Source organism: Rhodanobacter sp. 7MK24 (assembly GCF_014842995.1).
Classification (GTDB): Bacteria; Pseudomonadota; Gammaproteobacteria; order Xanthomonadales; family Rhodanobacteraceae; genus Rhodanobacter_A.
In genome coordinates this window covers 571,525-591,339 of the sequence record NZ_JACYXL010000001.1, presented here as the reverse complement: position 1 = coordinate 591,339, position 19,815 = coordinate 571,525, and the positions used below count along the sequence as shown (strand labels likewise).

The following is a 19,815-nucleotide window of genomic DNA, read 5'->3' as shown; positions in this document are numbered from 1 at the left end:
GTCGTTCCCTACAATGGGCCCTCCCTCTTCACCTGTGCATCGCCATGCCCCCGCTTCGAGTCAAACGCTACCTGATCACTGGTCTGCTCACCTTCCTGCCGCTGTGGGTCACGGTGCTGGTGTTCAAGTTCGTGCTGGGCCTGCTGGCTGGCATCGGCGCCCCCATGGTGGCAGCGCTGACGGAAACGCTGAGGCTGGTCGCTCCACACGCCGCCGATACGCTCAACAAGAGCGGCCTGGTGTTCGTGCTCGCCCTGCTGCTGACGCTGGGCGGCCTGTACACCGTGGGTTGGCTGGCGAACCGCGTGATCGGCCGGCGCCTGCTCGATGCCTTCGACGCCCTGCTGCAGCGCATACCGCTGGTGCAGACGATCTACGGCGGCACCAAGAAGCTGACCGCGGTACTGCAGAACAAACCCGGAGGCACGCAGCGCGTGGTGCTGGTGGATTTCCCGCGGCCGGGCATGAAGGTGGTGGGCTTCGTCACCCGCACACTGATCGAGGAAGGCACCGGCCGCGAGATGGCGGCGGTGTACATCCCCACCACGCCCAATCCCACCGGCGGCTACCTGGAACTGGTGCCGATGAGCGAACTCACGCCCACCGATTGGACGATGGACCAGGCGATGGCCTTCATCATCTCCGGCGGCGCAGTGGCACCGGACAGCCTGCCGGCGCCACAGCGCCTGCCCGACCACGCACCCTGACTGCAGGAGCGCACCCTGTGCGCGATTGCCTTTCGCTTCGTTCGGAGCACAAAGCAATCGCGCACAGGGTGCGCTCCTGCGCAAACCACCCGACTGGGGGAAATCCACATGCCCAAATGGTCATTGCTCGCCCTGCTCGCGTTCGCCGCCACCGGCGCGCACGCCACCGACTGGACCACGCCCGCCGAAGCCGCGCACTTCCGCACCACGCCGAGCTACGCCGACACGCTGGCGTACCTCGAACGGCTGCAACACGCCGCGCCCGGCAAGATCAGACTGGAAACCTTCGGCACCACGCCGGAAGGCCGGCCGATGACGGTGGTGATCGCCAGCGGCAACGGCACGTTCACGCCAGAGGCCGCGCGTGCGGCGCACAAGCCCGTCGTGCTGGTGCAGGCCGGCATCCATCCCGGCGAGATCGAGGGCAAGGACGCCGGACTGATGCTGCTGCGCGACTTCGCCGTCACCGGCAAGTACCCGCGCCTGCTCGACCACTCGGTGCTGGTCTATATACCGGTGTTCAGCGTGGACGGCCACGAACACAGCTCGCCGTACAACCGCATCAACCAGAACGGCCCGCAGAGCATGGGCTTCCGCGGCCAGTCGCAATACCTCAACCTCAACCGCGACTACATAAAGGCCGACGCGCCGGAAATGCGCGCATGGCTGAAGCTGTGGCAGGTATGGCTGCCGGACTTCTTGGTGGATGTGCACACCACCGACGGTGCGGACTACCAGTACGACCTCACCTGGTACACCGAGGATCCGCACAAGCTGGCTCCCGTGCTCGCGGATTGGCAGAAGCACCTTACCGACACCGTGATGCCTGCGTACGACAGGCGCGGCCATCTCGCCTCGATCTACCTGGAGTTCAAGGACGGCGCTGATCCCACCAAGGGCATCGAGAATTTCGGCTCCGGTCCGCGCTTCTCCACCGGCTATGCGGCGCTGCAAAACCGGCCCGCGCTGCTGATCGAAACGCACATGCTCAAACCCTACGCGGTACGCGTGCAGGCGGCATACGACCTGATCGAACTGATGCTGGCCGATATCGACGCGCATCCTGCCGCGCTGCTCGAAGCCACCGCCAAGGCCGATGCCGACACCATCGCCCGCGCACACGATGCGCATGCCAGCGTGCCGCTCACCTTCAAGCCCGACCCGGTTTCGACGCCCTACGAGCTGAAAGGCTACGCATATACGTTGACCCGCAGCGACATCTCCGGCGGCACCTGGATCCAATACGACCCGCACACACCGAAAACCTACGACATACCGAACTGGAACGGGCTGCTGCCCGACCTTTCCGTCACGCCACCCGCCGCCTACGTGGTGCCCGCGCAGTGGACGACGATCATCGACAGGCTCGATGCGCACGGCATCCGCTATCGGCGCCTCGACCACGCCATGACGATCACCGCCGAGGGCTACCAGTTGGAGGATCCGAAATGGGCGACGAAGCCTTTCGAGGGCCACCTGATGCTGCGCGACTTCAAGCTCGCCAGCGTGCAGCGCACCGTCACCCTGCCGCCCGGCTCGGTGGTCGTCCCCATGGATCAACGGGCCGCCAACGTGGCCATCGAACTGCTGGAACCGCAAGCCCCCGACTCCCTGCTGCAGTGGGGCTATCTCGACGCCATCTTCGAAGCCAAGGAATACGGCGAACCGCGGGTGCTGGAAAGGCTGGCGCGCGACATGCTGGCGAAGGACCCGGCACTGAAAGCTGCGTTCGACAAGAAGCTGCACGACGACCCGGCTTTCGCCGCCAACAGTTACGCGCGGCTGGATTTCTTCTTCCGCCATTCGCCGTGGTATGCGGTGCAGGACGTGGGGGCTTATCCGGTGCTGCGGCTGGACGCGGCCGGGCTCCGGCAGCTGCCCATTGCCAGCCCCACCCCTGACCTTTGACACTGTGCCGACCATGACGAACGACCTAGCGTGGGCGGTCATGGTCGGAGGGGGTAACCACCGAGGCCCGGCCAGCACACGCAGACGCCGCCACGGCGGCACCACACACGAAAGAGAGGGAAGTCCATGACCCAGCAATTCCTGAAGCCCCTGGCGCTGGCAGCCGCTGTCGCGTTGGCGCTGACCGGCTGCGGCAAGAGCGAGCAGGCCGCCGCACCGGCACCGGCCAAGGCGGCCACCGCCCCTGCCCCTGCCGCCACCACCGCTGCAGCCGCCGCACCGACCAGCGTGTTCGACGTCAGCGAACTGGGCGCGAGCACCGAGGCCTGCACGGACTTCAACAGCTTCGTCAACGCGAAGTGGGTCGCCGCCAACCCGATCCCGTCGGACTACCCCATGTGGGGATCCTTTGTCCAACTGTACGCAAAGAGCCTGGACGACCAGCACCAGCTGGTCGAGGACGCCGCCAAGGGCGCCGACAGCGCCAAGGCCGGCTCGGTCGAGCAGAAGATCGGCTGGCTGTACAAGTCGGGCATGGACGACGCCGCGATCGAGAAGGCCGGCTTCGACCCGGTCAAGCCCAAGCTCGCCGCCATCGACGGCCTGAAGAACACCGCCGACATCGTGAACTTCCTCAACCAGGACGCCGCCGATGGCGACGGCCAGGTGTTCAGCTTCGGCTCCGGCGCGGACTTCAAGGACGCCACCCAGCAGATAGGCTTCGCGAACCAGGGCGGCCTGGGCCTGCCCACCAAGGACTACTACTTCAAGCCCGAGTACAAGGATCTGCGCACTGCGTACGTCGCCTATATCGCCAAGACGCTCGAACTGGCCGGCGTGGCCGAGGCCGACGCCAAGCAGCAGGCCGACGCGGTGATGAAGTTCGAGACGGCGCTGGCCGGCGCCTCGCTGGCGCCCACCGAGATGCGCGACCTCGACAACCAATACCACTTCGTCAGCGTCAAGGACGCCGACAAGGTCACCCCGCACTTCAGCTGGGAACAGTTCTTCAAGGCCCAGGGCGTGACCATCGACAACGGCTTCTCGCTGTCGCAGCCGAAGTTCTTCGCCGAGTTCGACAAGCTGCTGACCGGCGCGCCGGTGTCCGAGTGGCAGGCCTACCTGCGCTTCCACACCATCGACGACGCCTCCAATGCGCTGTCCAAGACCTTCCGCGACAACAAGTTCGACTTCTACGGCAAGACCCTGTCCGGCACGCCCGAGCAGAAAGCGCGCTGGAAGCAGGTGCTGGGCGACGTCAACGGTGCGATGGGCATGGGTCTGGGCGAGCTGTACGTGGCCAAGTACTTCACGCCGGAAGCCAAGCAGCGTGCCGAGGAACTCGTCACCAACGTGCGCGACGCGCTGAAGAACCGCATCGAGCACCTGGACTGGATGAGCGACACCACCAAGGCCAAGGCCGTCGACAAGTGGAACAAGTTCCTGCCCAAGATCGGCTATCCCGATCAGGGCGAGTGGCGCGACTGGTCCGGCCTCACCATCAGCCAGGACAACTGGTACGCCAACCTGCAGGCGGCGCAGAAGTACAACTACCAGTACGACCTCTCGCACATCGGCAAGAAGACCGACCGCAAGGAATGGGGCATGACCCCGCAGACGGTCAACGCCTACTACGACCCCAGCACCAACACCATCAACTTCCCGGCCGCGATCCTGCAGGCGCCGTTCTTCTATGCGAAGGGCGACGACGCGATCAACTACGGCGGCATCGGCGCGGTGATCGGCCACGAATCCAGCCACGGCTTCGACGACCAGGGCAGCCAGTTCGACGGCGACGGCAACAAGAAGGACTGGTGGACGCCGCAGGACAAGAAGCAGTTCGACGAGCGCACCAAGGCGCTGGTGGACCAGTACGACGGCTACGCGCCGATCAAGGACAAGCCGGACCTGCACGTCAACGGCAAGCTGACCCTGGGCGAGAACATCGCCGACCTGGGCGGCCTCAACATCGCCTACGAGGCGCTGCAGACCGCGCTGAAGAAGGACCCGTCCGAGGCCGACCAGAAGATCGACGGCTACACCCAGGACCAGCGCTTCTTCCTCAACTGGGCGCGCGTGTGGCGCGGCAGCATGCGCGAGAAGGCGGCCGAGCTGCGCCTCAACACCGATCCGCACTCGCCGATCGCGATCCGCGCGATCGCTTCGCCGTCGGACATGACTGCCTTCGCCACTGCCTTCCAGTGCAAGCCAGGCGATGCGATGGTGCGTTCGGGCGACAAGCAGGTGAAGATCTGGTGACACCCTCCGAACCGCGGCGCTTGTCGTCGCGGTTCGTGCACTTTCAAGCGCCGCGCACAAGCGCGGCGCTTTTTTATGCGCGCTGCATGCACTCCTCAACCATGCAACGGCAGCCGCCTCAACTGCGCGCCCTGCGCGCTTCGTAAGCCTTCAAATGTGCGTACGCGAGGCGCAATAGCGGCGTGGCCACGCCATGGGCTTCGCCACGCGCCAGCAGATCGCCGAGCACGTGGTCTGCTTCGACGCGACTGCCGTGCTCGAGGTCGCGCAGCATCGAGGCGCTGAACGTGGAACCGGCCTCGGTCAACAGGCCGTGGGCGCGTTCGATCACCGCCGCGCCTGGCTCGTGGCCACAGGCGACGGCGATGCGGCGGCAGTCGTCGAGCAGGGCCAGCGTGGCCTCGCGACCGCCTGTCGCGGCCACGATGTCGCCAACCGGCGCGCGCATCAGGCAGGTGATGCCGGCAAGGGCGGCGAGGAACACCCATTTGTCCCACATGTCCTGCACGGCATGACGGCTGGCGCGCGCGTCGAAGTTCGCGCCTGCCATCGCCTGCGCGATGCGTCGCACGCGCTCCGAATCGCTGCCGTCGCGCTCGCCGAAGCCGAGGCTGTGGGTGCGGTTGAGATGGCGCACGGTGCCGTCGTCGTCCAGCGTGGCGGCAATGGCGCATTGCCCACCCAGCACGCGGGCGGCGCCGAAGCGCGCATCGAGCAGATCGAGCTGACGCATGCCGTTGAGCACGGGCAGCACTGTGCTCTGTTCGCCCATGGCGGGCACGATGTCCTCCATAGCCTGCGGCAAATCCCAGGCTTTGCAGCTCAACAGGACGAGGTCGAATGGCGCGCGCAGCGTGGCCACGGTGACCGTGGGCGGCGCTGCCATGTCCGCATCGCCCGTCGCGCTGCGGATGCGCAGGCCATGCTGCGCGAGCATCGCCGCTCGCCGCTCGCGCACCAGAAAGGTCACGTCCTGCCCTGCCTGCAGCAAGCGGCCGCCGAAATAGCCGCCGGTGGCGCCGGCGCCCACGATCAGGATGCGCATTGCTCTGGTTTCCTTGTGACTAAGTCCGTTCAAGCGTAGCGCCACGATTCGCCGCTGCCGAGCCGCCCGAGATCCGTTGCGCGCCTGAATCGCGCACGCATTTATTGCGAATCATTCTTGTTTGAATTAACCTCGCCGCCGATCCGCACGGGGCAACCGCGCCATCGCGACATGCGAAGGCAGCACCACCCTGCGCCCCCTGTTCCGAACTGCCGTGGAGCGTTTCACCGATGGATTTCGTCAAGAGCCGCAAGCATCCCGTGGCGCGCCGCGTTGCCGCCTCTCCGCTCACCGCCGCCACGCTGGCGACCGGCCTTGCGCTGGCCTTGCCCGCCATGGCGACCGACGCCTCGTCGCCCACCACCGATGCGCAAACTTCCCAGGCCAAACACCTGCAAGGCGTCACGGTGGAAGGCACCACCACCACCGCGCAACTCTCCTCGCCCAAGTTCACCCAGCCGCTGGTGGACACGCCGCAAACCATCCAGGTCATCAGCAAGGACCTGATCCAGCAACAAGGCGCCACCACACTCACCGAAGCGCTGCGCAACACGCCTGGCGTGGGCACGTTCTTCCTGGGCGAGAACGGCTCCACCAATACCGGCGACGCCGTCTACATGCGTGGCTTCAACACCACCAGCAGCATCTTCGTGGATGGCGTGCGCGACCTGAACACCATCTCCCGCGACGTGTTCAACATCGAGCAGATCGAGGTGACCAAAGGCCCGGACAGCACGGAATACGGCCGTACCGCACCTTCCGGCGCCATCAACATGGTGACCAAGCAGCCTACGCTGAAGGATGCCGCGTCCGGTTCGGTGTCCTACGGCAGCTATGACCAGAAACGCGCCACCGCCGACTGGAACCAGCAGATCGGCAACGGCGCCGCCTTCCGCCTCAACGTGCTCGACCAGAACAGCGGCGTGCCCGGCCGCCACGACGTGGAGAACGATCGCTGGGGCGTGGCGCCCTCGCTGGCCCTGGGGCTGAACACGTCCACGCGCGTGTACCTCGATTTCTTGCACGTGAAGCAGGACAACGTGCCCGATGGCGGCGTGCCTACCGTCGGCCTGCCCGGCTACTCCTCGCCCGATCCCACGCGCCCGTTCATCGCCAGTGCGCCGGCTGTCGATCCCAGCAACTTCTACGGCACCGACCAGGATCATGATCATGTCGTCGAGAACATGTTCACCGCGATCCTGCAGCACGACTTCTCGGACAACGTGACGCTGCACGACACCCTGCGCTGGGGCCGCACGCAGGAGAACTATCTGCTCACCTCGTTCACGGCCACCGCCGCCAATCTGTTGACGCCAAACCCGGCCGATCCGTCCACCTGGACGCTGGCGCGCAGCAATCCGAATTTCGAGGACCAGATCAACCGCATCGTCGCCAACCAGCTCAACCTCGCCGCCAACTTCGATACGGGCGCGATCAGCCACAGCCTCAGCACCGGCATCGAACTGAGCCAGGAGAAGCTCAACACCACCACGCTCGCCGCGCTCAACGGCAGCACCTGGCCCGCGGCCAATCTGTACGATCCGGATCCCGATGTCGGCACCGCGCTGCTCTATGGCCCCAACGGCGGCTGGACCAGCGGCAGGACCAACACGGCAGCCGCCTACCTGTTCGACACGCTGAAGTTCGGCGAGCAATGGCAGGTCAATGCCGGCGCGCGTCTCGACCACTACGACACCGACTTCGACAGCACCGTCGCCTGCGGCGGCAAAAACGCGCCAGTCTGCGGCAAGCTGGCTACCGGCACCATCGTGCCCGGCCTCGCTGCCGATACGTCCGGCAACCTCACCAGCTGGCAGCTCGCGCTGATCTACAAGCCGGCGACAAACGGCAGCGTCTACGCAGCACTATCCACCTCCGCACAACCGCCCGGCGGCGACAGCCTCTCCCTGAGCAGCTCCGTCAACAGCGCGGACAACCCCATGCTCGAACCGGAACGGGCGCGCACCGCCGAAGTGGGCACCAAGTGGAACCTGTTCGACGAACGCCTGCTGCTGACCACCGCGCTCTATCGCACCACCGTCAGCAATGACCTGGAGCAGGACCCCACCACCCTGCTGTACTACCAGATCGGCCAGAAGCGCGTGCAGGGCGTGGAAATCACCGCGGTCGGCCAGATCACCACGAACTGGGCAGTCAATGCCGGCTTCACCAGCATGCACACCAGCCTCAGCAATGGAGGCGTCAGCAGCGCCACCAGCACCTCGGCGCCCGCCGTCGATGGCAGCAACGCACTGGCCTATACGCCCAAGAGCGCCTTCACCAGCTGGACCACCTACCGCCTGCCGTTCGGCCTCACCATCGGCGGCGGTGCGCGCTACTCCGGCGAGATGCAGCGCGGCGCCGACAGCGCCATCGGCACGCCGCAGTACGCCAAGTCGTACTGGGTGTTCGACGCCATGGCCACCTACACCATCAACCGGCACTTCGACCTGCAGCTCAATCTCTACAACCTGCTCGACAAGACCTATGTCGCGGCAATCAACAAGAGTGGCTACCGCTATATCCCGGGCACGCCGCGTTCGGGCATGCTGACGGCGAACTTCCACTTCTGATGAAGAAGCGGCTTAACCGCTGCAACCGTTTGCCCTGGGCGTAGCACCGAGGGCGCGGCGCAGAGAGTTGCCATGGATGGCCACACTCAGTGCAGCAGGGAAGTCGAGGGATCCTGGCACACGTGACGCTTCGACTTTGCCTGCCAGCGCAAGCTACGCTCGGCACGAACGAATCCTGGCCATCCGGCAGCCTACGTCGAGAAACATCCCCATGCTGCTGCACATCCCCGACATCCTCGACCGCGAACAGCTCAAACAGCTGCGCACTGCGCTGGATACTGCCGAATGGACCGACGGCCGTGAAACCGTAGGAGCGCAGGGCGCGCAGGTGAAACACAACGTGCAATTGCCCGACGCCTCGCCGCTGCGCAGGCAACTGGGCGAAACGGTGCTCACCGCGCTGGCGAAGCATCCGCTCTACCACGCCGCCACCCTGCCCCTGCGCACGCTGTCGCCACGCTTCAACCGCTACGAGGGCGGCGGCGAATACGGCATGCACGTCGACGGCTCGGTAATGGCGCTGCCCAACGGCGAGCAGTTGCGCAGCGACATCTCCTGCACGCTGTTCCTCAGCGAACCGGACAAGTACGACGGCGGCGAACTGATCGTCAGCGATACCTACGGCGAGCACGAGGTGAAGCTTCCTGCCGGCGACGCCATCATCTACCCCGCGAGCAGCCTGCACCGCGTGCAACCGGTGACACGCGGCGCACGCATCGCCGCATTCTTCTGGGTGCAAAGCCTGGTGCGCGACGACGGTCGCCGTCGTCTGCTGTTCGAGCTGGATGCTTCGATCCAGCGCCTCGTCGCCACCGGTGCGGACCGCGACGCCGTGCTGCAACTTACCGGTACGTATCACAACCTGCTAAGGCAATGGGCGGAGAACTGAGCTTCAGCCGCCCCAGCATTGGGCCGCAGTAGCGGCACTTTGACGCGTACCAATCTGGTTCAATTTCAGCGTACCGCACTGTGTATCGCGCGTGAGCTGTGCATTGATCGGCGTGGCCTGGATGGTATAGCCCGTTGTCGAAACTGCCGGGACGGTATAAGCGTAGTTGCTGCCAGTCTGCGCGGTAGTTGCGCAATCCAGTGTCAACGTTGGCGTTGTGCCAGTGACAGGATTTGGCGTGCCGGCCGCGGTTCCCGAACTGGGAGGTATCAGGTCATAGCGCAGATTGGTGGTATAGAACCGTTCCATGTAGTTCGCGTACTGGGACATGCAACCCTCGGCCGCCGAGCGATTAGTCTTGACCACATAGTTCTGGTACGAGGGGATCGCGATCGCCGCAAGGATCGCGAGGATCGCTACCACAATCATCAATTCCAAAAGACTGAAACCGAAAGCGGCGCGTTGTGATTTGGACAAATGCTCGATACTCATTACTCAATTCCTGATCTCACGCCATGAAACACGAGCCGGGCTGTTGTTGTTCGGGGGAGTCACTCGCTGGACAAACGCGCCGCCCGTGACAGTTTGGGACACTAGGTAGGTCTGGCCGTTGTAGACCAAAGCAGTTGGCGTACCGACGGCATTAGCCTGCACCCCGCTGGCGTTATTGAAACTCGGGAAGAACCCTTGCGTCAAAGCACCACCGCTGGTTGCGTCGAAAGCCATCGTCCACCCTGTCTGGGTATTCGCCGTACATTGGGTGGTCGACGAGGCGGGCGGAATAGCGGTGTTCACTACGACCGCCCCCTGGATAATGGTTGGGCTGTAGATGATCTGCTCGTTGGTGCTTGGCAAATTGTACATCCAGCCGTATTGCGTATTGCTTGAAGCAGGTGAGCAAGTACTGCTTCCGGCCCAGCAAATAGTGGTGGCGGCGGACAAGGTGCGGTACCCGGTGACTTGGCCTTGGCCGGTTACCGTCGTGCTCGTGGAAGTGATTGCCTGCAGGTTACTGGTCGAAATGCTGTAGGTGCCCGTTTGCGATGCGAATTGCGTGCTGGACGCGCTGTTCCAGCCACTCATGTTCCAGTCCCAGATGCCATAGAACGCCTGCTGCTGGATGGTGGCGCTGGAACCGGTGGATGCGGGCGCGTACGTCACAGCCGAGTTGCCAGTTTGCGGCGTCTGCTGACCCGTGCCGAAATACAACATGTTGCGGCTCACACCATTTGTCTGGATGGTGGCCGTGACAATGCCCGTGGTGATCGGCTGCGGGGTAATGGTGGTGGTGCCGTTGGTCGTCGTCGTGGTCGACGCGGTGAACAGAGGTGAACAGGCGGAAGTGTTCACGGTGCCATTGGTGATGTTGCTGCTGTTGCTGCAGGTGGATGCCGTGCCGCCAAAGTTCGAAACGCTCCAACCACTGGCAGTCTTGCTGGTCACATCGAAGCGCCACACATTGCCTTGCTGGTCGCCAGCGTAGAGGTAATCCACGATGCCATCACCATCGAGATCCACCGGAGTGACGTAGGCGATGCCGTTCTTGACGGTGCTCGAACCCACGCCGGTATTCAGGAACAAGAATGACACCGCACTGGTGCTCGAGTTCACAAGGCCGATGTAAACACCAGCGCTCTGGCCGCTATTTAGGCCATTGCCGAAGATGATCGCCCATTGGCCGTTATGCATGCGCACGACGGAAGGCGTCCCCACAGTATTGCCGAGGTTCGGTAGGGTGGCGTTGGTCCAGTCGCCGATCACGAGCGAGCCGGCGTTGGTGGTGGAGAAGTTGGTCGGATTGGTCACGTCCAACGCATAGACCTCCTTGCCGTTGGAACCTACGCCACCCACGAGCCAGGTGTGCCAACTGCCGCCGGAGCAAATGCCTGATGTGCAACTCTGACCGTAGAACAGGTCGCCCACGCCAGGCGTGGCGTCCACCAGGTACTGGTGCGTGCCAAGCGGATTGGCGAGCTGAGCTGCCTGAGTAAGCAGCACGTTGTATGGCATGTAACCGATCACTTCCTTTCCATCGTTGCTGCCGGCGCCGGTGCCACAAGGATCGCTGAAGCTGCTAACGACCGCCGTCGACCCGCAGGTAACGCTGCTGCTGCTGGTATTGAAATAGCCGGCCTCGAAACCATGCAGGTAACCATCGTTGCTACCCACGTACACCACGTTGGTGCGTGTCGCGTAGTTACTGACGAACGTGGCGTAGGTTTGCGCCCCACTTTGATTTTCCGGCGGTGTGACAGCAGAGCCGTAGAGGCCATCGATGAAGGTATTGTTGTACTGGCCTACCACCGGCGCGCCTACCCAAGTGGGGCTGGAGTCGATGATGTCGCCCAGCACATAAGTACGCGAGTTCAGGTTTCCCGCGGCTGTCGTAGTGGAGCAGGCGCCCCCCGTGTACATCCACGGACCATTGGTGGATTGCGTGGTGCTGTAGAGCTGCTCGTTGCATCGCTGGCCAAGCAACCAGCCCAGAACGTTTTGGCCAGTCATGGTGATGGCCGGAGCGGTGGAAGTTGCAGGTGCGCTGTCTGTGGTGGCTGCCGCGGTGAATGCGGTCTGCACGGCCGAGGGATAACTGGTCAAAGCCTGCTGCATCGAGAAGCCCACGCCGGACCCACTTGTAGTCACATCGTTGCCCTTCGCGGTCACCAGTACGCGGCTTTCTGGAGCCACGAATCCATTCGTGGCAGTAACCTTGTAGACCGGATTGCCACTACTGTTCGTACCCATGGTGTCGCACCAGCCGCTAGTCAGCGTGCATTTGCCATCCCAAGTAGCGGTGTTGCTGGCGATCAGACCGCCACTGCTGCTCACGACCAGCGGAATGGCCTGCAGGCTGCCCCACCAAGGGCTGGCGGAATAACTGGCCAAATAGATCTGCGTACCCGTCTTGTACTGACCTGACTGGATGGTGTTGGCCGCCGCGCTACTGGTGGAGGTCAATGGCGAAGCTTTGAAACAGGTGATCTCATGCACGTTGTAGTCGCCACCTGTACCCGCCGAGAAACCAAAGCGCAGCGAAGCCGGCAAGGTACCGTTGCTCAACGTGATATTGGTATTGCTCATCACCGGCGTCATGGCGCCGCCGTTGTAGCTGTAGGAAAGACTGAGCAATCCACCAGCCGAAATCTTCAGCTGATAGGTGATCGGCCAAGCCAGCGGATTCGCGGCTCCCGATGATGATGTCGTGGGATTGCGCGTGACGCCCGATGTCTCGTTCGCGATCAGCTGCGAACCCACTGTGTAGCCGGATGCCTGGCAAGTGGCCGTATTAGTGCTCGATGGTGTACAGAATCCACCGGGCAACACGGCATATCCCCCGGTAATCGCAGCGTAATTGCCAGCAGGAAGCACAGTGTATGTGTATGGATTGGTACCGGTCCCGCTGCCACCCGAAACGTATTTTCCGGATTGACAGGCCGAATAGATCTTGCTCGAACTGGGCGAAGTCCCCGAATAATAGGTGGAATTCAGCGTTTGCAGCGCCGCCCAAGTGGTATTTCCCGAGCCACGCAAGCCGATGCGCTCCGGCTGGTATTGCGAACTGCCCGTCCCGCCCCACGAGTTAGTGCCGTTGGCTGTCGATCCTTCGCTATTGAAGGTATCGTTGGAGTTGTAGATGCCACCGCTGCTGTTGTCGCCGTATACCCAGTAATACGTCTTTCCATTCACTACCTGGGTGACATTCGGGACGATGGCGTTCGTTGGTGCGCCCCCACCCGAAGTTGCTGCCACCCAATTGCCACTGTTGAGGAAGTTACCGTATTCGTCGATACCAAGGCCAAGGTAAGCATTGGCAATACCCTGATAGGTGCCGGCATTGGCATTCGAGCAGCCATACCCCATGGCGCCGCCGTTGCCGCCGGTCGTCGTCGGGGTAGCCTTAGTGCCATCCGTCAGGATGAAGGTGATGCCGTCCGCACCGTTCTTGGCCGTACCACCGCTATCGCCACCGAAGGTATAGGTGGTGAAGGTAATGTTGATGCCCTGGCTCAGCGGAAACGGATTGAACGCCGATAGGATGGCGCCGGTTTGGTAGTTCAAGGCGGGTGTTAGCAGCAGCGCGCCTTGGCCAACCGTCGTTTCGTTCGTGGGAAGAGTATACGTGGTCGTCGTACTTCCACTCGTATAGCTGAAGCTGCTTGGGCATGCCTGGATGGATCCTGAGCCATTACCCGCCGTGAGGCAGGCATTCTTTGAACTTGAACTGCCGGTCGTTCCCAAGGTCGTCCATGACAGACTGGCCGACGCACCCGTGAAATCTTCACTGCACGTGCCACCGGCCTGCCCACAAGAGGAGGTCGTAGTGGACGAGGACGCGGGGCTGGCGGACACATTGCCGCCTGCCAAGGTCGCCGCCAAGGTGGCAGCTAACGCAAGCAGGGCCCAGCTGACGTGTTTATTCATGGATTTACCCCTTCCAGACTTTCCAGCGTGCGACGCGCGCAAGTTCATTCGTGCCATGCCCAGACTATTTCGGCCAGGACAGGGTTATTTACATTGCTCAGTTACGGAACACTGACTGCAGCACCACATAAGCGCGACCGCCAATGACTGTCGGGTCGCCACTGCGAGCAGTGACGCGATAGAAATCTGCCGTCGGCTTGGCCGACGAGCCGCCATACGACGTGTGGCTGGTTTGCTTCACCGGGGGCACGGGCGTCGGGAAGTTGCCCATATACTGGACGATGTACTGTGGCTTGCTGGCCACCATGTTGCCAGCGTTGTACGCAGTGGTCGCTACGGTGGTGATATTGCTGCTCGGTACGTTGGTGTCGACAAACGGATTGGACAGGCACGAATTGGCGGCTGTGCTGCTTCCGGCAGGGGTCGAGCAGTCGTAGAATCCGGCTGGCGCCGCCGTTGTGGTCGCCTGGATGGCCAGTGCTGCTTGACGCATCGCCGCTTCGGTGGACTGGAACGCGGTTTGGCGATCGTAGAAGTTGGCCGACATCTTCTGTTGCATGAGCGTGCCGCTCACCGCTGCAAGGCCCACGAGAGTGACCACCAATAGCAGGATCATTGCCACCGCCAGGGCCACGCCGCGCTGACGAGAGCGATGCTGCAAGCCACGCAAGAGAAACAGGCTCATGTCAGTTCACCCGGTTGCGCACAGTGGAAGTGATGGTGTAGCTGCGCTGAATCGGTGCAGCGGCAGCAGTAGTGCCCGTGCCGGTATAGGTACCGGCGTTGGCACTGACTCCTGCGTTTGCGGTGCTGGTTTGTTGCACGGTCAGGCTGATCTGCACCGCAACCACCGACGACCAATTGCTGGCCCCTACGGCGGACGCCGTCACGAAACTGGTCGTATTGAGCAGGTTGTACTTGATGCTCATAGCAGTGACGCCACGCACCATTTCCTGCGACGTGACGGCGCCCGTCGTGGTGTCCACGCTGGCAAGGTACAACGATGTGCTGCCGTTCCCGACGGGGTTGTAGCCGATGTACCAGACACCTGCCGCAAGCGTCGCGATAGGCGAATTTGCAGCGTAAGTCGCAGCAACACCGCCTACCGTGTTGTACGGACGCAGATTGGTGGAGGTATTGTCGGTCGTGCTGCCTGAGGTCAAGGCATAGCCAATGACTGGTTTCGCGCCCGAGGTATAACTGCTGGCGCGGAAGATGGTGGCTTCCCAAGGGTCGCACACGATCATGACCTTATTAGCGGCAAGGTCACTACTGGTGCCATTGAGTGTGAAGGACGTGGTTGAAACGGCTTGGGTGTTGATGCTCAGACCGAGGTCCGCCGCACTCAGGACAGCCAGTGAATCGGTGCCCGACACTTGATTCCCCGTCGCAGTCCCAACGGTAAGCGCCGGATTGGCTGCCGTGCCTGCACCGTAGCCCATAAGGTTGTTGTTCCAGTTGGCCCACCATGCCGTACCGCCATTGGCGGGGCTCTCCGGCAACACGTTGGTCACTTGCCCATTGTTGCCGCAGCCAAGAAGCCCGGCTTCGCGGATGTTTTGTGCAAGCATCTCGAACGACATGCGCGTACCATCCTGCACATCCCCCAGCGCGGCATTGGTGCGATAGACCTGCTGATTGGCAAGAAAAACGCTGGTGACGCCGCCGATGACGATCAACCCCAGCAGCATGGCCACCATCAATTCGATCAGGGTAAAGCCGGCAAGAGCTTTTGCGAGGCGGCGGCTCATAGCATGGCCTGCGTGGTGACGGTCTGCATGGTCGTGGTGTCCGCGGCAGAGGATCTGGACTTGCTGTCGTCGTACGTCACGGTGACGGTGCAGATACCCAATGTCCCCGTGCAATTGATATTGCCAGTGGTGCTGGCGGATGCACCAAGCCCGGCAGCCAGTTGGTTGCACCATTGAGTAAGCTGCGTATGGGCCAACGTATCGGTAGTTGTGGGGCAGGCATTGGCTGCTAGCGGGGTCGCAGTGTTGTAGGTGCCGCTCTGTGCGTTGGTCAGATCCGCACGCATGGCATCAAGGATGGAATAGCTGTCTATGGTGGCCATGCTGCGCGCCATCGAACTGTTGTTCATCGACAGCGAGCGCGCCTGCAACGCGGCAATGCCTAGGAAACCGATGGATAACACCAGCACAGCGATCAATACCTCGATGAGGCCCACGCCCGACTGGCGGCTGCGCCCCAACATGTCTGTTTGCGCGCGCTGCATCATGGGCAGGTATCCGAGCCGGTGTTGCTAGTGGTAGTGGTACTGACGATGCTGCCGGCAGCCATACTGATCTGGATATGGTTGTTGCTACTGAGCGCCGTCGAACAGACATCCACCACCACACCGCCCGTCGAGCTGTCAAAGGGTGTGGTCGAACCGGGCGCGTAGCCCAGGCCCTGGCTGTTGTAACGGATCGCCGCGACAGTGCCATGGATCTGTATCGAAGAAACGCTCAACTCGGGTGGCGGGGCTGTCAACTGAGTGGCGGAAGTTGCGCCGGCAGAGAACACGAAGACCTCCCCGGTATTCGTGTTGCACGCGACGCCCAACGTATCGGTGGAGCCAGTTTTGTTGGTAGCTGCCACGTTGCTGCAGAATTGAGCCGTGGCGTTTTGCTGGATCGCTGCCATGCGCGCAGTGTTGAGCGCACCGATCAAGGAGTTGGCCGCAGCATTGAGCCGATTGGTGTTGATGATCTTGTTGAAGCTCGGTACCGCGATCACCAGCAGGATTGCCGCGACGGCAATCGTGATCATCAGTTCGACGATGGTGAAGCCACGGGCGCGACATGGCGTGCCGATAGCCGGAACGCTTCGTGATTGCGACGGAACGCGCATGGATCCCCCTTAGTTTGCAACTGTGCAATCTACACACCACGGGCGCTGGCGCTAGATGTCAGGCGATCAGCGGACAAATTTGACCGACAAGCGGAACCGTGCATCCGTACCTATGTGATGAATATCCCGCAATGCAGCGATAGCTCACAAGGCCTTTTGTCGCGCCTTCGCTGTCCATCCCGCCCCGCAGCGCGGATAATTGCCCCCCCTGAATCGACATGGCTGTGCAATGTTCGTACCTGGTCAACGCTGGATCTCCACCGCCGAGCCCGAGCTCGGCCTCGGCACCGTGCTGCGCGTGGAAGGGCGCGGCGTGCAGGTGCTGTTCGCCAGGGCAGGCGTGCTGCGGCCCTATGCGATGGATTCCGCCCCGCTGGTGCGCGCGGAGTTCCGTGCCGGGCAGCGCGTGGCCGGCAAGGGCATCGCGTTCCTGGTCGAGCAGGTGGAGATCCGCGAGGAGCTGCTGATCTATCGCGGCGAGGGCCGCGAATTGCACGAGGGGCAGCTCGACGACGAGCAGAGCGTGAGCCAGGCCGACGACCGCCTGATCGGCGGCCGCACCGATGCCGTGGCGCAGTTCGAGTTGCGCGTGGAAGGCCTGCGCCGCCGCGCCGAGGCGCGCCGCTCGCCTGCATGGGGTCTTGGCGCCGCACGCATCGGCCTGGTTCCGCATCAGTTGCGCGTGGCAGGCATCGCCGCCGCGCGTCGGCCGCCCCGCGTACTGCTGGCCGACGAGGTTGGCCTGGGCAAGACGATCGAGGCCGGCATGATCGTGGCGCGCCAGCTCGCCACCGGCCGCGCTTCGCGCGTACTGCTGTTGTTGCCCGACACGCTGGTCTACCAGTGGTTCGTGGAGCTGCTGCGCCGTTTCAACCTCAGCTTCGCCATCTACGACGAGGAGCGCTGCGAAGCGCTCACGTCGGCCGGCGAAGATGCGTCCGCCGACAACCCGTTCGAAGACGAGCAACTGGTGATCGCGGACTTCACCTTTCTCGAGGCGAATCCGAAGCGCGCGCAGCAATTGCTGGACGCGTCATGGGATCTGCTGGTGGTGGACGAGGCGCATCACCTCGCATGGGCGCCGGAAGCCGCCAGCCCACGCTACACGCTGGTGGAACAGCTGGCTGCGAGGACACCCGGCGTGATCCTGCTCACCGCCACGCCGGAGCAGTTGGGCCGCAGCGGCCATTTCGCCCGCCTGCGCCTGCTCGATCCGCAGCGCTACCACGACCTCGACGGCTATCTCGCCGAAGCCGAACGCTTCCAGCCGCTGTCGCAGGTGGCCGACAAGCTGCTTGACGGCGAGGCGCTGGACGAAGCCGAGCGCACCATGCTGCGCACCGCCTTCGCAGCCGACGCAACGCTTGAGGCGCGCCTGGCCGACACCACCAGGCCCGAGCACGCGCGCGAAATCCTCGCCGCGCTGATCGATCGCCACGGCACCGGCCGTGCGATGTTCCGCAACCGCCGCGCCGGCATCGGCGGCTTCCCGCAACGCGTGCCGCAATGGCAGGTGCTGGACGCCGGCAATCTGGACGAAGCCACGCGCCAGTCGCTGCTCGCCGAGTTCCACGCCGACATCCAGCAACCGTCACCGGCACTGGAACACGACTACACGAACGATCCACGCCTAAACGCGCTGGTCGAATTGCTCGATGCACATCCGCAAGACAAGTTCCTGCTGATCTGCCGCAGCCAGGCCAAGGTGCTGGCCCTGGAAGAAGCCCTGCGCACGCGCACCGGCGCCGGCATCGCGCGCTTCCATGAGGGGCTGGGCATCGTGCAGCGCGACCGCAACGCGGCCTACTTCGCCCAACCCGACGGTGCACGCCTGCTGCTGTGTTCCGAGATCGGTTCGGAGGGTCGCAACTTCCAGTTCGCCCACCGCCTGGTGCTGTGGGACCTGCCGCTGGACCCCGACCTGCTCGAACAACGTATCGGCCGCCTCGATCGCATCGGCCAGAGCCACGACATCAGCATCCACATCCTCGCCGTGGCCGACAGCGCGCAGCACGTGCTGGCGCGCTGGTACGACGAAGGCGTGGACGCGTTCCGGCAGAGCCCCGCCGACGGCCGTGAACTGCTTCGCCGTTTTGGCGACACGCTGGCGCAGCTCGCCGGCCAGCATGCACGCGGCGACGATGACCGCGACCAGGAACTGGACGTGCTGCTCGCCGAAACCCGCGCCGCGCACGAGCAGATGGCCGAGCTGATCCGTGCCGGCCGCGACCACCTGCTGGAACTGGCGGCCAGCCGCGACCCGCACGCGGACGAGCTGGAGCGCGCGTTCCGCCGCGAGGACGACGACCCCGCGCGCGATGCCTTCGTGCAACGCCTGCTGGAAGGCTATGGCATCCATGCCGAGGAACTGGGCGGCAAGGTGCTGCTGCTCGACCCGCAATACCTCTCCACCGACGCCCTGCCCGGTTTCGCCGAAGGCCCGCAGTCGGCCACCTTCAGTCGCGCCGTGGCGCTGGCGCGCGAGGAATTGCCGTTGCTGCGGCTCGACCACCCGATGGTCGCCGGCGCGCTCGACCTCGCGCTCTCCGGCGAACAGGGCAACGCCGCCTTCATGGTGGACGATGCGCTGCCGCCGCGCAGCGCACTGCTGCAGACGGTGTTTGTGCTGGAGTGCGTGGCCGACCGCCGGCTCGACGCGGAGCGCTTCCTGCCCGCGCTGCCGATCACGATCACCATCGACACCCGGCTCGCCGAGCGAACGGATTTCCAGCCCAGCGACATCGCACTGCGCAAGGCCGCCGACCGCAACATCGAAGTGCCGCGCTACCGCAAGTTCCTCGCCAAGCTGGTGCCGCCGATGCTCGAGAAAGCCGAGGCCGCCGCGCGCGCGCGCGCGCAGGCCACGATAGACGAGGCCACGGCCGAAGCAGCCGCGGCGTTGGATGCGGAACTGGCACGCCTGCATGCACTGCTTGCGGTGAACCCTTCGATCAGTGCCGCGGAGATCGCCACGGTGGCCGCCGAACGCGACGCCCTGCTGACCGCGTTGCCGCAATCGCGCCTGCGACTGGACGCGGTGCGCTTCGTGGTCAGCGCGGATTTCCTCGCGCTGCGCTGATCGCGGAACACCATCGGCTCCGCGCTCCCTGTTCGTCATCCCGGCGCAGGCCGGGATCCAGTGGCGATCAAACTCACTCA

Annotated in this window: 13 protein-coding genes; 6 read left to right on the top strand and 7 right to left on the bottom strand. The window is 63.7% G+C overall.

What is annotated here, in order from left to right:
* Positions 1–44: 44 nt before the first annotated feature.
* From IHE49_RS02700 to IHE49_RS02690, 3 genes are all read left to right on the top strand, one after another.
* A complete protein-coding gene (locus IHE49_RS02700) occupies positions 45–707 on the top strand; it encodes a DUF502 domain-containing protein (RefSeq protein WP_192154661.1) in 663 nt (220 codons plus the stop codon).
* A gap of 108 nt (positions 708–815) precedes the next feature.
* On the top strand, positions 816–2,615 hold the full coding sequence (locus tag IHE49_RS02695; RefSeq protein WP_192154660.1) for a M14 family metallopeptidase: 1,800 nt from the start codon (positions 816–818) through the stop codon (positions 2,613–2,615).
* A 126-nt stretch (positions 2,616–2,741) separates the two neighbouring features.
* The gene (locus IHE49_RS02690; protein WP_192154659.1) at positions 2,742–4,874 is read left to right on the top strand and encodes a M13 family metallopeptidase; all 2,133 of its coding nucleotides are present in this window, start codon (positions 2,742–2,744) and stop codon (positions 4,872–4,874) included.
* A gap of 118 nt (positions 4,875–4,992) precedes the next feature.
* On the opposite strand, the gene panE is transcribed toward IHE49_RS02690, so the two are convergent.
* Complete coding sequence (gene panE / locus IHE49_RS02685) at positions 4,993–5,919, bottom strand: 2-dehydropantoate 2-reductase (RefSeq protein ID WP_192154657.1); 927 nt, start codon at positions 5,917–5,919, stop codon at positions 4,993–4,995.
* 230 nt (positions 5,920–6,149) lie between these two features.
* On the opposite strand from panE, the gene IHE49_RS02680 reads away from it, so the two are divergent.
* Complete coding sequence (locus IHE49_RS02680; protein ID WP_192154655.1) at positions 6,150–8,492, top strand: catecholate siderophore receptor Fiu; 2,343 nt, start codon at positions 6,150–6,152, stop codon at positions 8,490–8,492.
* Positions 8,493–8,703: 211 nt separating this feature from the next.
* Positions 8,704–9,381 carry a Fe2+-dependent dioxygenase gene (locus tag IHE49_RS02675; RefSeq protein WP_192154651.1) on the top strand — a complete coding sequence of 226 codons (678 nt, stop codon included), beginning with the start codon at positions 8,704–8,706 and terminating at the stop codon, positions 9,379–9,381.
* A 3-nt stretch (positions 9,382–9,384) separates the two neighbouring features.
* On the opposite strand, the gene IHE49_RS02670 is transcribed toward IHE49_RS02675, so the two are convergent.
* The 6 genes from IHE49_RS02670 to IHE49_RS02645 form a co-directional block, all read right to left on the bottom strand.
* Entirely contained in the window at positions 9,385–9,873 is a 489-nt protein-coding gene (locus IHE49_RS02670) for a type IV pilin protein (protein ID WP_192154649.1), read from the bottom strand.
* A gap of 3 nt (positions 9,874–9,876) precedes the next feature.
* Positions 9,877–13,803: a PilC/PilY family type IV pilus protein gene (locus tag IHE49_RS02665; protein ID WP_192154647.1), complete on the bottom strand. Its 3,927-nt coding sequence runs from the start codon at positions 13,801–13,803 to the stop codon at positions 9,877–9,879.
* Between the two features lie 97 nt (positions 13,804–13,900).
* Positions 13,901–14,488, bottom strand: coding sequence for a PilX N-terminal domain-containing pilus assembly protein (locus IHE49_RS02660; protein WP_225578112.1), 588 nt, complete (start codon positions 14,486–14,488; stop codon positions 13,901–13,903).
* 1 nt (position 14,489) lies between these two features.
* The gene (locus IHE49_RS02655; RefSeq protein WP_192154645.1) at positions 14,490–15,554 is read right to left on the bottom strand and encodes a PilW family protein; all 1,065 of its coding nucleotides are present in this window, start codon (positions 15,552–15,554) and stop codon (positions 14,490–14,492) included.
* Entirely contained in the window at positions 15,551–16,042 is a 492-nt protein-coding gene (gene pilV, locus IHE49_RS02650) for a type IV pilus modification protein PilV (protein ID WP_225578111.1), read from the bottom strand. Before pilV ends, IHE49_RS02655 begins: the two co-directional genes overlap by 4 nt.
* Positions 16,039–16,656 carry a GspH/FimT family pseudopilin gene (locus tag IHE49_RS02645; protein ID WP_192154643.1) on the bottom strand — a complete coding sequence of 206 codons (618 nt, stop codon included), beginning with the start codon at positions 16,654–16,656 and terminating at the stop codon, positions 16,039–16,041. Before IHE49_RS02645 ends, pilV begins: the two co-directional genes overlap by 4 nt.
* Before the next feature lie 229 nt (positions 16,657–16,885).
* Here IHE49_RS02645 and rapA point away from each other — a divergent pair, with 229 nt between their 5' ends.
* Positions 16,886–19,735: an RNA polymerase-associated protein RapA gene (rapA, locus tag IHE49_RS02640; RefSeq protein WP_192154641.1), complete on the top strand. Its 2,850-nt coding sequence runs from the start codon at positions 16,886–16,888 to the stop codon at positions 19,733–19,735.
* Positions 19,736–19,815: the final 80 nt, after the last annotated feature.